Annotated in this window: 14 protein-coding genes; 4 read left to right on the forward strand and 10 right to left on the reverse strand. The window is 50.6% G+C overall.

The features are described from left to right. Positions 1-189: hypothetical protein (locus N7387_RS16200; protein ID WP_279800283.1), on the forward strand; the 189-nt coding region annotated here is incomplete at its 5' end. On the opposite strand, the gene hemG is transcribed toward N7387_RS16200, so the two are convergent. The 4 genes from hemG to pepQ are packed head-to-tail and all read right to left on the reverse strand — an operon-like array spanning position 186 to position 4,154. Beyond that, complete coding sequence (hemG, locus tag N7387_RS16205; protein WP_279800284.1) at positions 186-710, reverse strand: menaquinone-dependent protoporphyrinogen IX dehydrogenase; 525 nt, start codon at positions 708-710, stop codon at positions 186-188. The genes N7387_RS16200 and hemG overlap by 4 nt on opposite strands. 11 nt (positions 711-721) lie before the next feature. After that, positions 722-2,173: a Trk system potassium transporter TrkH gene (trkH, locus tag N7387_RS16210; protein ID WP_025154668.1), complete on the reverse strand. Its 1,452-nt coding sequence runs from the start codon at positions 2,171-2,173 to the stop codon at positions 722-724. Between the two features lie 20 nt (positions 2,174-2,193). Next, complete coding sequence (locus N7387_RS16215; RefSeq protein WP_279800285.1) at positions 2,194-2,820, reverse strand: IMPACT family protein; 627 nt, start codon at positions 2,818-2,820, stop codon at positions 2,194-2,196. Beyond that, positions 2,820-4,154 (reverse strand): Xaa-Pro dipeptidase, encoded by a 1,335-nt coding sequence (gene pepQ, locus N7387_RS16220; protein WP_279800286.1) that lies wholly within the window; start codon positions 4,152-4,154, stop codon positions 2,820-2,822. Before pepQ ends, N7387_RS16215 begins: the two co-directional genes overlap by 1 nt. Before the next feature lie 288 nt (positions 4,155-4,442). Between pepQ and fadB the strand changes: the two genes are divergently transcribed. Together fadB and fadA are read left to right on the forward strand one after the other, a co-directional pair. Further along, the gene (fadB, locus tag N7387_RS16225) at positions 4,443-6,620 is read left to right on the forward strand and encodes a fatty acid oxidation complex subunit alpha FadB (RefSeq protein WP_279800287.1); all 2,178 of its coding nucleotides are present in this window, start codon (positions 4,443-4,445) and stop codon (positions 6,618-6,620) included. 7 nt (positions 6,621-6,627) lie between these two features. Further along, the gene (gene fadA / locus N7387_RS16230) at positions 6,628-7,794 is read left to right on the forward strand and encodes an acetyl-CoA C-acyltransferase FadA (protein WP_279800313.1); all 1,167 of its coding nucleotides are present in this window, start codon (positions 6,628-6,630) and stop codon (positions 7,792-7,794) included. 133 nt (positions 7,795-7,927) lie between these two features. Here the strand turns inward: fadA and fre are convergent, their stop codons facing one another. The 3 genes from fre to pepE form a co-directional block, all read right to left on the reverse strand. Beyond that, positions 7,928-8,629, reverse strand: coding sequence for an NAD(P)H-flavin reductase (gene fre, locus N7387_RS16235; protein WP_262860241.1), 702 nt, complete (start codon positions 8,627-8,629; stop codon positions 7,928-7,930). 8 nt (positions 8,630-8,637) lie between these two features. Further along, complete coding sequence (gene ubiD / locus N7387_RS16240; RefSeq protein WP_262860242.1) at positions 8,638-10,110, reverse strand: 4-hydroxy-3-polyprenylbenzoate decarboxylase; 1,473 nt, start codon at positions 10,108-10,110, stop codon at positions 8,638-8,640. A 73-nt stretch (positions 10,111-10,183) separates the two neighbouring features. Beyond that, a complete protein-coding gene (pepE, locus tag N7387_RS16245) occupies positions 10,184-10,909 on the reverse strand; it encodes a dipeptidase PepE (protein ID WP_279800289.1) in 726 nt (241 codons plus the stop codon). 205 nt (positions 10,910-11,114) lie between these two features. Between pepE and rfaH the strand changes: the two genes are divergently transcribed. Next, the gene (gene rfaH, locus N7387_RS16250) at positions 11,115-11,606 is read left to right on the forward strand and encodes a transcription/translation regulatory transformer protein RfaH (protein ID WP_262863084.1); all 492 of its coding nucleotides are present in this window, start codon (positions 11,115-11,117) and stop codon (positions 11,604-11,606) included. A 71-nt stretch (positions 11,607-11,677) separates the two neighbouring features. Here the strand turns inward: rfaH and tatC are convergent, their stop codons facing one another. Genes tatC through tatA form a run of 3 tightly spaced genes read right to left on the reverse strand, consistent with a single transcriptional unit; the run spans position 11,678 to position 13,244 of the window. After that, positions 11,678-12,433 carry a Sec-independent protein translocase subunit TatC gene (gene tatC / locus N7387_RS16255; protein ID WP_072872463.1) on the reverse strand — a complete coding sequence of 252 codons (756 nt, stop codon included), beginning with the start codon at positions 12,431-12,433 and terminating at the stop codon, positions 11,678-11,680. Positions 12,434-12,455: 22 nt separating this feature from the next. After that, on the reverse strand, positions 12,456-12,980 hold the full coding sequence (gene tatB / locus N7387_RS16260; protein ID WP_279800290.1) for a Sec-independent protein translocase protein TatB: 525 nt from the start codon (positions 12,978-12,980) through the stop codon (positions 12,456-12,458). 3 nt (positions 12,981-12,983) lie between these two features. Beyond that, on the reverse strand, positions 12,984-13,244 hold the full coding sequence (gene tatA, locus N7387_RS16265) for a Sec-independent protein translocase subunit TatA (RefSeq protein WP_024475177.1): 261 nt from the start codon (positions 13,242-13,244) through the stop codon (positions 12,984-12,986).

Consider the following 13,244-nt stretch of genomic DNA (forward strand, 5'->3'; position numbering starts at 1 on the left):
AATAATTTCTTATCTGCCGTCTCTTTTTTCCTGCCGGACCGCGTGTTAGCGCGTTGTTCCGTGTCAGTGGAGGTGCATTATAGGGAGTCGCTTTCAGAAGACAAGTGTTTATTTCAACTTTTTTTCTGTTCGCCACTTTTTTCACCACAACGGTGTTTTATCCGGCAAAATCCCGGTGATTTGCTTTAAATCTGAACAAACTCAGCAGCAAAGGCTTCAACCTGCTGCCAATCCGTGTATTCCACTTCCTTGGTGGTATCCGTTTCACCTTTTGTCATTTTCATAATCAGACGGATCATCATCCGGTCAAACCAGCCGTAACGCGGATACAGTAATGCCCCGGCGAATACCGTACAGATGGTCGGCCTCCAGGGGGTTGCGGCCAGAAACTTCCGGACATACACATTTGTCTCTGGTGTCCGTTTCTCCGGCTTGCGGGCTGTCAGGTTTACGCCGAAGAAAGCGGTTTTCATCTGATTCAGCTGCACTACGTGCAACTTCGCGAATTTATCCAGCGCGCGGTTAAAGTGACCGTAGCGGATAGATGCCCCGACCAGCACCTTCTCATACGGTGCCAGATTCAGCGGCTGATTATCCTGCAAAGATCGGACATCACACTCTGCTCCTGCTTTGCGCAGATGCAGGGCAATTTCAGTAATGATTTTTTTTGTCTGCCCGTCATGGCCGGAATAAAGCAACAAGTACGACATGAAACACTCCGTTAATCACGCCAGAACGTCGGCGTCAGCAATACCAGCAAAGTAAAGACTTCCAGACGACCAAATAACATCGTCACGACAAGGATCCATTTTCCGCCCGGATTCAGGGTAGTAAAGTTCTCACCCAGCGTTCCCAGCCCCGGTCCCAGATTATTCAGTGTGGTGGCTATCGCAGAGAAAGCGGAAAATTCATCAACACCTGTCGCTATCAGTAACAGCATACTGACCACAAAGACCAGCGCATAAGCGGAGAAAAATCCCCAGACAGCTTCGATAATGCGTTCCGGCAATGCCCTGCGGCCCAGTTTGATAGTGTAAACCGCATTCGGATGCACAAGGCGTTTCAGTTCACGTGCGCCCTGAAGGAACAGCAGCATAATACGGATAACCTTCAGACCACCACCGGTCGACCCCGCACATCCGCCGACAAATGCGGCACACAGCAACAGCATCGGCAGGAATAACGGCCATTTATAGAAACTGTCAGTGGAGAACCCGGCGGTTGTCGCCATTGAGACAACCTGGAAAAATGCCTGGTTGAGGGTTTGTCCCTCCGTAGCATAGACATCAAACTTCCACAAAACCAACGCACAGATCACGACCAGCACAAGCTGGAGGGAAATAAACATCCTGAATTCCAGATCACGCCAGTAGACGCCCAGGCTGCGTCCGGTCAGTACTGCAAAGTGCAGGCCATAGTTACAGCCCGAGATCAGCAGGAAAATGGCAATGATGGTGTTAATTGCCGGACTGTTAAAGTAACCGATACTGGCATCATGGGTGGAAAATCCGCCGATGGCGATAGTGGAAAAGCTGTGAGATATCGCATCAAAAACATCCATCCCCGCAAACCAGAGAGCAATTGCACAGACGATGGTGAGGAACACATAAATCAGCCAGAGCGTTTTTGCCGTTTCCGCAATCCTCGGGCGCATTTTATTGTCTTTCAGCGGCCCCGGCATTTCCGCCCGGTACAACTGCATTCCCCCGACACCCAGCAGCGGCAGGATAGCAACAGCCAGTACAATGATCCCCATCCCGCCCAGCCACTGTAACATCTGCCGGTAGAATAAAATCGCTTTGGGCAGTGTATCCAGCCCGACCAGTGTGGTGGCTCCCGTTGTGGTTAACCCGGAGAATGATTCAAAAAACGCATCGGTCACCGACAGGTTCGGACGCTCAGAAAAAATAAAAGGTAATGCCCCGACACTGCCCAGCACTGTCCAGAACAGCACCACAATCAGAAAACCTTCTTTCGGCTTTAACTCACTTTTTTTATTACGGTTCGGGATCCAGAGCAGCAGGCCGATAATCAGTGCCGCCAGGAATGTCTGACTGAATGCTTTACCTGCACCGTCTTTATAGATGAGCGCCACAATCCCGGGAATGATCATGGTGACAGAAAAAATAATGACGAGTAACCCGACAATACGGGTTATGGCGCGAAAATGCATTGCAGCAGAGTCCTCAGAAATCAGTTTCCGGTGGTGTCATCAGGGCATTTAAGCTCAAACATCCCCCGGCTCAGGTCACGTAATTTATCACTAACCTCACTCAGTAAGGTAGCAGGAATCGAGATACGTAACGTCACATCCGCACCGAAATCGCTGTTGATTATCGTGCCATCCACCTGCCGGACCACTAATTCTGCCTGGCTGATAAAGCTGTAATCACAGGTTATTTCACATATCACCTGCGGGATTTTGATTTTCGTCACCAGCAATTTCAGTGCCTGCTGAACCCCGCTGCCGTATGCACGGACCAGCCCGCCGGTGCCTAATTTTATTCCGCCGAAATAACGGACAACCACCGCCGTAATTTCCCCGATGCCGCTGCCGAGCAGCGGTGCAATCATCGGTTTACCGGCGGTTCCGGTCGGCTCACCGTCATCAGAAAAACCCAGTTGCTGCGAATCATCCGGACGCCCCGCAACAAATGCCCAGCAATGGTGCCGGGCATCGGGATATTCATCTTTGACAGACTGGATAAATTGCTTTGCTTCATCCACCCCGTCCGTATGTTGCAACAGGGTGATGAAACGGCTTTTTTTTATCTCTTCAGTAAACGTAACCGGCTCAGCCGGTATAAGGTACGATTTCATTACGGCAGATTCAGATCCCGCGTCATATTTTCCACACTGTTGTCATGGATAATAATGTTATCTTCAATGCGGATGCCGCCACAAGGTTTAAACTGCTCAATACGTTTCCAGTCAAAATGCTGACTGAACTTACCTTCACGCCACGGTGCCAGCAGAGATTCAATAAAATACAGTCCCGGCTCGATTGTCAGCACCATACGCGGCTCCAGAATACGGGTGCAGCGCAGGAACGGATACATTTCCGGTGCTGCCAGATGCTCACCCTGATCATTCTGCATAAACCCGGCAGCATCATGAACCTGAAGACCCAGCGGATGCCCCAGACCATGCGGCAGGAATGGTGTGGTTACCCCTTCACTGACCATTGCTTCTTCAGACATTCCGGTGATGATCTTATGTTTTTTCAGCAGCTTCGCGATGCGGTGATGCATCTGAATATGGTAATCGGTATAGCGGACCCCGGCTTTAATATCACCGATCAGTGACTGCTGCTCATCATTCAGATCAGAGACCAGTTGTGCGAAATCGCTGTCAGCATCAGCAGCATACGTCCGCGTTAAATCAGCGGCATAACCATTGAATTCGGCTCCGGCGTCAATCAGGAAGCTGTGCCGTGTATGTGGTGTGTTTTTATTCAGTTTGGTGTAGTGCAGAACAGCGGCGTTTTCATTAATAGCAACAATATTGTCATACGGTACATCAGTATCACGATGGCCGGTTGCCATCAGGTACGCCATATTGATATCAAATTCACTCAGGCCGGATAAAAAGGCTTCATGGGCGGCAAGATGCCCGTTAACCGCCATTTTTTGTGCTTCACGCATGCAGGCCAGTTCGTAATCTGTTTTATATGAACGATGAAACGCAAAGAAATCCAGCACCGCTTTCGGGTTAATATGATTGCTGCTGATCCCCAGCGCTGCGGCACGATCAGTATTCGGCCCGATATACGCAGTACGGATTTTATCCTGTGAAGCCAGCATGGAGGCAATATCACCGGCATTCTTCAGATGGATAACCTCAACATCGTTTGTCCAGTAAGAAGAAGGTAACGCCTCGACGCTGTGCCAGTAATCAACCGGGGAATAGAACCATAACTTCGGCTTATTCACACCATCAGTCCACAGCCAGCAATGCGGTACATCAGTGACCGGCACCCATGCTTTAAAATGCACGTTACTTTTAAAGGGATAGTCACGATCATCGAGAAAAATGCGTATCGGTTCACCTGAGTGGATCAGTAACGAGTCCAGTTTCTCGCGCGCAAGAATATCGCGGGTCCGCTGTAATAATGTTGCGATATACTCACGGTAGAGGGATGCCATTTTTTCCATGGGAATTAACCTTTTTTCATTATGATAGTGACAAAAGCTTAGCATGATCTCCGCGATGATGGATATGGCAGGCTATGTCATCCCCGGTTATTTACCGGGAATCTTCGGCGCGTCACGACGTTTTTCTTTTCTGTTTCTGCATATTGAGACATTTTGCGTGATCTTCAGCGCAAAAAATCATCATTTCATTTGCTTTTGTTAACAAAAAAATCACAATTACCCCATCTGGTCATACCACCTGGTGTTCTCATCCTTTACCGGAGCGATGCGATATTTAAGGAGAACCGTATGCTTTATCACAGTGAATCAATGAAGGTCAGCTGGGAAAAAGAGGGAATTGCAAAACTTGTTTTTGATGCGCAGGGAGCGATAAATAAACTGGATACCCGGACAATTGCCTCACTGGATGAAGCCGTTGCCTGCCTTGAACAAATACCACAGCTGAAAGGCCTGATTATTACCTCCGCCAAAGAAAGCTTTATCCTGGGCGCAGATATTACAGAATTTCTTACACTGTTTAATGCGCCGGACGAACAACTCACCGAATGGCTGAATTTTGCCAACCGGTTGTTTAACCGGATTGAAGATCTGCCTGTGCCTACTGTCGCTGCACTGCGGAAATTCACACTCGGCGGCGGGTGTGAGTGCGCACTGACAACAGACTACCGCCTCGCCACTGACGATCTGCGTATCGGCCTGCCGGAAACCAAACTCGGGATAATGCCGGGCTTCGGCGGCTCAGTCCGTCTGCCCCGCCTGATTGGTTGTGATAATGCCCTTGAACTGATCACACAGGGAAAAATCGTGACTGCCGGGGAAGCACTGAAACTAGGTCTGACAGACGGTATTGTGCAGGATGATGAACTGATTAACGGCTCACTGATACTGCTGGAACAGGCCATCAGTGGCCGGATGGACTGGCAGGCACGGCGACGGCAGAAAAAAGCGGCGTTGCAGTTACGCCCGGCAGAACTGCAGATGAGTTTAATCACAGCCAAAGCCCTTGTCCGGCAAAAAGCAGGTAAACATTACCCCGCGCCGATGGCGGCAGTAAACGGAATAGAAGCCGGAGCCGGATTACCCCGTGATGAGGCATTACTCTGCGAAACGGCCCATTTTGTTCCGCTGACCCGGACACGGGCCGCCCGCGCCCTGGTTTCTCTTTTCCTGAATGAACAATATGTCAAAGGTCTTACCCGCCGGCAGACCGCGTTACGTGATGCACCGGAACACGCTGCCGTTATCGGCGCAGGCATTATGGGCGGCGGTATCGCTTATCAGTCCGCTTACAGCGGCATTCCGGTACACCTGAAAGATATTCAGCCTGCAGCCCTGCAGGCCGGTATTGATGAAACGGTAAAGCTGCTGGAAAAACAGTGTCAGTCAGGAAAAATGACACTGGTTCAGGCCGCCGGGATACGCGCCGCTATCCACCCCGTCCGCCATGATAATGAACTCAGTGACTGCGATATTGTGGTTGAAGCGGTTGTTGAGAACAAAGCCATCAAACAAAAAGTGCTGGCCGATATTGAACAACAGGTCAGCGAACACTGTATTCTGACATCAAATACTTCTTCGATCCCTGTCAGTGAACTGGCTCAGGTGCTGAAACGCCCGCACAATTTCTGCGGAATGCATTTTTTCAATCCCGTACCTAAAATGCCGCTGGTTGAAGTAATCCGGGGAGAGAAAACATCAGACGACACAATCGCCGCTGTGGTGCACTATGCCCACAAAATGGGAAAAACCCCCGTTGTGGTGGGGGATTGCCCTGGGTTTTTTATCAACCGCGTACTGTTTCCGTATCTGAACGCGTTTTCTCTGCTGGTGTCCGCCGGTGCGGATATTAAAGCTGTGGATCGTGTGATGGAACAGGAATTCGGCTGGCCGATGGGACCGGCGCTGCTGCTCGATGTTGTCGGGCTGGATACCGCCAATCATGTACAGCATGTGATGGCTGAGGGCTATCCGGAACGGATGGTCGTTGAAGAGCGCAATGTCATCAGTCTGTTTGCCGGACTGAAACGACTGGGGCAGAAAAGCCGTCTCGGGTTTTACCGCCATACTGATGACGGCAAAGGCCGCCTGCAGAAACAGCCCGATGAACAGTTCGAAGAAGTTCTTGCACCACTGGAGCGAACACCCCGCGATTTTACCGCGGACGAGATTATCGACCGCCTGATGATTCCGATGGTGAACGAGGTTATCCGCTGCTACGAGGAAGGCATAATCAGCAGCCCGGCCGAAGCAGACCTGGCGCTGGTTTACGGTCTTGGCTTTCCGCCGTTCCGGGGCGGTATTTTCCGTTATCTGGATGATACCGGCACCCGCGCTTTCTGTGAAAAAGCAGCGCAATACAGCGCACTGAGTCCGCTTTATGCCATTCCGGACAGTCTGCGGGCACATGCTGTTAATAACACACCTTATTATCCGCAACCGGATAGTCACCTTGTTACTGCACAGTGAGGTTTATATGGGAAAAGTCATGATAATTGATGGTCTCCGCACCTCAATGGGACGTTCAAAAAACGGTATTTTCCGGCATGTGCGGGCAGAAACTCTCTCAGCAGAAGTGATGAGTACGGTGATAAAACGTAACAATATCAATGCGGCTGATATTGATGACATTATCTGGGGATGTGTGCAGCAGACCGGCGAACAGGGGTTTAATATCGCCCGTCATGCCGCCCTGCTGACAGATATTCCGCATACGGTGCCGGCGGTTACCGTTAACCGGCTGTGCGGTTCATCGATGCAGGCGCTGCATGATGCTGCCCGTCTGATTCAGACCGGTGACGGTAAACTGGTACTTGCAGGGGGCGTTGAACATATGGGTCATATCCCGATGACACACGGTATCGATATCAATCCGGCTGCCGCACTGCACACCGCCAAAGCGTCCGGCATGATGGGATTAACCGCCGAAGCACTGGCGCGGCAATTTTCTGTCAGCCGTGAGTCACAGGATGAATTTGCTCTGCGTTCACATCAGCGGGCCGCACAGGCATTCCGGGACAACAGATTCAGCCGTGAAATCCACCCGGTTCAGGGGCATAACCAGGCCGGAGTACCTGTCATTGCCACCCGGGATGAAACCGTCCGCGATAACGGCAGCCTTACCGAGCTGGCCGCATTGCGTCCGGTATTTGATCCGGTCAGCGGTACGGTTACCGCCGGTAACTCCTCTGCAATTTCAGATGGTGCCTCAGTAACGCTGCTGGCCGGGGAGCACTATGCCCGTGAACATGGTTTATCTCCGCGGGCAGTGGTACGGGCGATGAGTGTTACCGGCTGTGAACCGGCACTGATGGGATACGGCCCGGTACAGGCAACACAGGCAGTTCTGAAAAAGGCCGGGCTAACGCTGGCAGATATTGATGTTATCGAACTGAACGAAGCATTTGCGGCACAGGCACTTGCCTGCCTGAAGGGTATGGGATTATCTGACTGTTATGATGACAAAGTGAATCTGCATGGCGGCGCGATTGCACTCGGGCATCCTCTCGGCTGTTCCGGCACCCGGATCATTAATTCACTGCTGACGGTCATGGAGCAGCGGGATGCACAATTCGGGCTGGCAACGATGTGTATTGGTTTTGGTCAGGGGATAGCAACCGTGATTGAACGTGTCCGTGGCTGATCACTGAGAACGTTATAAATAACAGCGACGTTTTCTGCTTCATCTCACCACACAAGAACGTCGCTGACACTGCTTTAACCGTTTGGCTGACCTGTTATCAGCATTCTCCCGCCGTCAGGGGGCGGGATTTTCTTTAAATAAACTCGAATGCATCACCAAACAGACGATCAGCATCCGCACCGCGTTCCTGGCAAAAACGCTCACGGGCGATTTTAGCCATTTCAAACCGGCCGGCAATATAGATATCTTTTCCGGCCAGTGAACCAAAATCATCCAGAACCGCACTGAGCACCGTACCGGTTCGTCCGCGCCAGGTATCATCCGGCTGTTCAACAACAGGGATAATTTTCAGGTTCGGATGTGTTTCGGCGAGCGCCTGCAATTCACCGAGGTCATAGAGATAAACATGCTCTCTGGCACCCCAGTAAAACGTGATATCACGCTGCGGATTTTCTTCCAGGGCCGCCAGCAGAACAGAACGGGTGTAAGAAAAACCGGTTCCTCCGGCAATCAGGAGCATGGGTGCGTCACTGTTTTCCCGGAACCAGGCGTTGCCGTGCGGGATATCAATAGTCACCCGCCGGTTATCCAGGATCCGATCCATCACCGCCATCGCATAAAGATTAAATTCAGATGCACCGATATGCAGCTCAATTTCCTGCCGGGATGACGGCGCGGATGCCATTGAGAACGGGCGCTTATCCCGTTCATCCATCACCACCATCAGGTATTGCCCGGCTTTGAATGAAAAATCACCATCCGGTAATAATTTTATGCGGTATACCGTATCCGTTATAGATTCAACAGAGGTAACTTTGCAGTTTAACGTTGCCATGTGCTCCCTCAATTATCGAGAATATTTAATTCGTCCCATATGGCGTCAACACGCTGTCTGACTTCATCGGTCATAACAATCGGTTTGCCCCACTCGCGCGAGGTTTCGCCGGGCCATTTATTTGTTGCATCCAGTCCCATCTTCGACCCCAGCCCCGATACCGGAGATGCAAAATCGAGATAGTCAATCGGGGTATTTTCCATCATGACAGTGTCCCGGGCCGGATCCATCCGGGTCGTGATCGCCCAGATCACATCATTCCAGTCACGGGCATTGATATCATCATCGCAGACAATAACAAATTTAGTGTACATAAATTGCCGTAAATACGACCAGACTCCCATCATGACCCGCTTTGCATGTCCCGCATACTGCTTTTTCATGGTGACAACGGCCAGGCGGTATGAACACCCTTCCGGCGGCAGGTAAAAATCCACAATTTCAGGGAACTGCTTCTGCAGAATCGGCACCAGCACTTCATTCAGCGCCACACCCAGTGTTGCCGGTTCATCCGGCGGACGACCGGTATAGGTTGAGTGATAGATAGGCTCATCACGCTGGGTAATATGAGTGACCGTAAAGACAGGGAAATCATCCACTTCATTATAATAACCGGTATGATCCCCGTATGGCCCTTCCGGTGCAGTTTCACCCGGCTCAATATACCCTTCAAGAATGATCTCCGCACCGGCAGGAACTTCCAGATCATTCGAGATACATTTGACCACTTCTGACTTATTACCGCGCAGTAATCCGGCAAAGGCGTACTCGGACAAGGTATCCGGAACCGGCGTCACCGCGCCGAGAATTGTCGCAGGATCAGCACCCAGCGCCACCGCAACCGGAAAACGCTCTCCCGGGTGTGCCTGACACCATTCCTGAAAATCGAGTGCGCCGCCGCGATGCGATAACCAGCGCATAATCAGTTTATTTTTCCCCAGCACCTGCTGGCGGTAAATGCCCAAATTCTGACGATCTTTAAACGGCCCGCGGGTGACGGTCAGTCCCCAGGTGATCAGCGGTGCCGCATCATCCGGCCAGCAGTGCATAACCGGGATTTTTGTCAGATCCACATCATCGCCGGTGAAAACATGTGCCTGGCACGGCGCGGAACTCAGCCGCTTGGTCGGCATATTAAGAACCTGCTTAAACTTCGGCAGCTTATCGATAAGGTCACGGAACCCTTTCGGCGGATCCGGCTCTTTCAGGAAAGCCAGCAGTTTACCGACATCATGCAACGCTTTGACATCCTCCTGCCCCATTCCCATCGCAACCCGTTTGGTTGTGCCGAACAGATTACAGAGCACCGGCATTGAATAACCTTTCGGATTTTCAAACAGCAATGCAGGGCCGCCCGCACGCAGTGTGCGATCCGCAATTTCCGTCATTTCGAGGTAAGGATCGACTTCAGTTTTGATCCGTTTAAGCTCGCCCTGACTTTCCAGAATGGTGAGAAAATCTCTCAGGTCCCGATATTTCATTATGTTATTAATCTGTCAGCAGGTGGAAGGGACTCCATTATAGGAATCCCGCCCACTGTTACAAGTACAGGGATCAGCAGCAGCAGAACGGAACCCGGTCTGCCAGAGCACTGGTATCGAATTGTTCCGGGAATGTTTTGTTGTGCTGAAAGAGTTTGAATCCTTCATTTTTGCCGCTGAAGTAGTGCAGCTCATTTCCGGTGATATGGAAACCACTGCCTTCACGCAGCGCCACAACAATCTCATCCGGATTGATGGCACAGAATTCCGCAATCCGCTCATCACGGGTTTCACCCATATGGCCGCTGATCACCGCGTCAATATAGTGAGGGTTAATCTGAACAGGGAACAGCCCCAGAGACGGCATCACCACACAGTTACGTACCGGCATATCATTGGTGGTCCGGATACTCGGCGTGGCAACGTTACACCCGGCACTCCAGCCGATATACGGGATATTTCGTTCACGAACCGCGCGCTGGATCGGCACAACCAGGCCATTTTCATGCAGCAATTGATTCAGCAGCCAGGTATTTCCGCCGCTGACAAGAATACATTCCGCATTTTCGACAGCCTGAACCGGGGAATCAAAATGGTCGATGCAGGTAACATCTATCCCCAGCGCTTCAGAGAGTTCACGGGCACGCTGGTCGTGATCAGCGCGGATAACCGCATAGGCAATCAGCACTGCAGAGCGGATCCCGCGGGTTTTTATCATTATCCGGATGCGATCCTGTGCATAACTGAGCCATTGCGGGTTACCGGAAAGTTTGCCGTTACTGAGTAAAAAAATGTCCATCGACATTGCCCTTATTATTCTGTCATTATAAATATGATAATCAGTTTATAACCCATTAAATGACATCATTCTACGGTAAAAAGCAACTCAAATAAGGGACTGAATTCACACTCATTTATCTTAAACAGCCATTTGTTGCATTCATAGTAAAACAAATTTGTTATTATCAGGCTTTATATAAGCCCCGTTTGTGTTGGATAGCGTAATGAAGGATTGGTATTTATTGTACTGCAAACGCGGACAGCTTCCGCGGGCAATGGAACATTTGCAGCGGCAGCAGGTGGAATGCCTGACACCGATGGCGAACATTGAAAAAGTGGTTCGGGGCAAACGTGTGACAGTCAATGAGCCTCTGTTCCCGAATTATCTGTTTATCTCTTTTGATCCCGAAATTATTCATACAACCACGATTAACTCAACGCGCGGCGTCAATCATTTCGTCCGTTTCGGGCCGCTGCCTGCGGTTGTTCCCGCATCATTGATTGAAGAGCTGAAAAATGCCGAATGTATCAGTCTGTCGGAGCAAAATGTACCGCAACCGGGAGATACTGTGGAAATTACTGAAGGGATGTTTAAAGGCCTGGAAGCGATTTATCAGGAACCGGACGGTGACACCCGTTCGGTGCTGCTGCTGACGCTGATCAGTAAAGAACTGACCAAAAAAGTGGATAACACCAGCTTTATCCGGAAACGCTGAGTATTTTCCTCCCCCCGGAAACAAAAAACCGCCCTGTTGTTAAGGCGGTTTTTACCTGAAGCAGTATCGCGTTACTCTTCGGCTTCTTCATCCTGCGGTTGTTCTTTACTGCGCGGTACATAGAAACGGGCAAAGAACACACCGACTTCAAACAACAGATACATCGGGATAGCCAGCAGCGTCTGCGAGAACACATCCGGTGGTGTCAGCAGCATCCCCACCACAAAAGCCCCGACCAGAATATAAGGCCGTTTCTGCTTTAGTGAGGCAACGGTCGTCGCACCGCTCCAGCACAACAGAATAATGGCAATCGGCACCTCAAAGGAGATACCAAACGCCATAAACAGCGCCATGACAAAGCTGAGATAGTTATTAATATCTGTTGCAATGACCACATCCTGCGGTGCTGTCGAGGTAAAGAACCCGAACGCCAGCGGGAAGACAACAAAATACGCGAATGCCATCCCCATATAAAACAGCACAGTGCTGAAAAACAGCAGCGGCATTAATAAGCGGCGTTCATGCTTATACAGTGCCGGTGCGATAAAAGCCCAGACCTGGTACAGAATGTACGGTGCCGAAATAAAAATAGAGACCATAATGGTCAGCTTAATCGGCGCCAGGAACGGTGACGCAACATCCGTTGCGATCATGTTCGAGCCCTGCGGCAGTTTGCTCACCAACGGCGAGGATACCAGCTGATAGATATCATTTGAGAAATACGCCAGCGCAACAAACACAACAAAGACTGCAATCAGGCTGTTGAGAATGCGTTTTCGTAATTCGATTAAATGAGTGATCAGCGGTTGCGTGTCTTCAACAGCCATAACGTACTTTTACCGTAATCTATTAATGTTTCTGTGAATCTGACGCAGCAGCAGTTACCGGTGACGGTGCAGGTTCTGTATCACTGACTTCCGGTGACGGGCGGGCAGGGATTTCGTCTGCAGCAGCCGGGGATGGTGCTGCCGGATTTTCCGCCGCCGGAGAACCGGCGGATGCCGGGCGGGCAGACGGGATGTCAAGTTCCCGGTCAGCCAGTGCTTCCGGATCCAGCTGCTTTTTCAGTGTATCTGCCGGTTCCTGATAAGAGCGGCGTAATGTATCCGCTGCTTCTTTCAGTTCATCCATCGATGCCTTCAATTCAGGTGAAATGGCTTTACCGGCCTGCTCTTCCATTTTTTTCAGGTTATCCTGCAACTCCTGAAGTTTGAGTTCCTGGGTCAGCTCATTTTGCACATTGGCAGCCATTGAACGCATCACACGGATCCAGCCGGCTACTGTCTTTACAGCAACCGGAAGGCGTTCAGGTCCCAGAACCACAAGTCCGATAACCAATACTAAGATCAGTTCACCAAAACCGATGTCAAACACGGGTTATACCTGCTCTTTGTTTTTATTCTCTGGCTGCTCAGCTGAATCAGCTTTCTTTTCTGCGATATTTTTTTGTTCAAAATCCGCGTCTTTTCCGGCTGTTGTTGTATCTGCTTTGTTCTGATCGTCATCACCGATGGCTTTTTTAAAGCCTTTGATGGATGCGCCTAAATCAGATCCCAGGGTACGGAGTTTGTTTGTTCCGAACAGGAGAACAACAATCACAGCAATAATTAACAATTGCCAAATATTAATACCGGCCAT

The sequence above is a fragment of the Morganella sp. GD04133 genome (assembly GCF_029835375.1).
GTDB lineage: Bacteria > Pseudomonadota > Gammaproteobacteria > Enterobacterales > Enterobacteriaceae > Morganella > Morganella morganii_B.

What these genes read in the sequence shown, in the direction of transcription:
- fadA (WP_279800313.1), top strand. Translation starts at nt 6,628, where the DNA reads ATGGGAAAAGTCATGATAATTGATGGTCTCCGCACCTCAATGGGACGT.
- rfaH (WP_262863084.1), top strand. Translation starts at nt 11,115, where the DNA reads ATGAAGGATTGGTATTTATTGTACTGCAAACGCGGACAGCTTCCGCGG.
- fadB (WP_279800287.1), top strand. Translation starts at nt 4,443, where the DNA reads ATGCTTTATCACAGTGAATCAATGAAGGTCAGCTGGGAAAAAGAGGGA.
- tatC (WP_072872463.1), bottom strand. Translation starts at nt 12,433, where the DNA reads ATGGCTGTTGAAGACACGCAACCGCTGATCACTCATTTAATCGAATTA.
- tatA (WP_024475177.1), bottom strand. Translation starts at nt 13,244, where the DNA reads ATGGCCGGTATTAATATTTGGCAATTGTTAATTATTGCTGTGATTGTT.
- N7387_RS16215 (WP_279800285.1), bottom strand. Translation starts at nt 2,820, where the DNA reads ATGAAATCGTACCTTATACCGGCTGAGCCGGTTACGTTTACTGAAGAG.
- pepE (WP_279800289.1), bottom strand. Translation starts at nt 10,909, where the DNA reads ATGGACATTTTTTTACTCAGTAACGGCAAACTTTCCGGTAACCCGCAA.
- hemG (WP_279800284.1), bottom strand. Translation starts at nt 710, where the DNA reads ATGTCGTACTTGTTGCTTTATTCCGGCCATGACGGGCAGACAAAAAAA.
- ubiD (WP_262860242.1), bottom strand. Translation starts at nt 10,110, where the DNA reads ATGAAATATCGGGACCTGAGAGATTTTCTCACCATTCTGGAAAGTCAG.
- trkH (WP_025154668.1), bottom strand. Translation starts at nt 2,173, where the DNA reads ATGCATTTTCGCGCCATAACCCGTATTGTCGGGTTACTCGTCATTATT.
- fre (WP_262860241.1), bottom strand. Translation starts at nt 8,629, where the DNA reads ATGGCAACGTTAAACTGCAAAGTTACCTCTGTTGAATCTATAACGGAT.
- pepQ (WP_279800286.1), bottom strand. Translation starts at nt 4,154, where the DNA reads ATGGAAAAAATGGCATCCCTCTACCGTGAGTATATCGCAACATTATTA.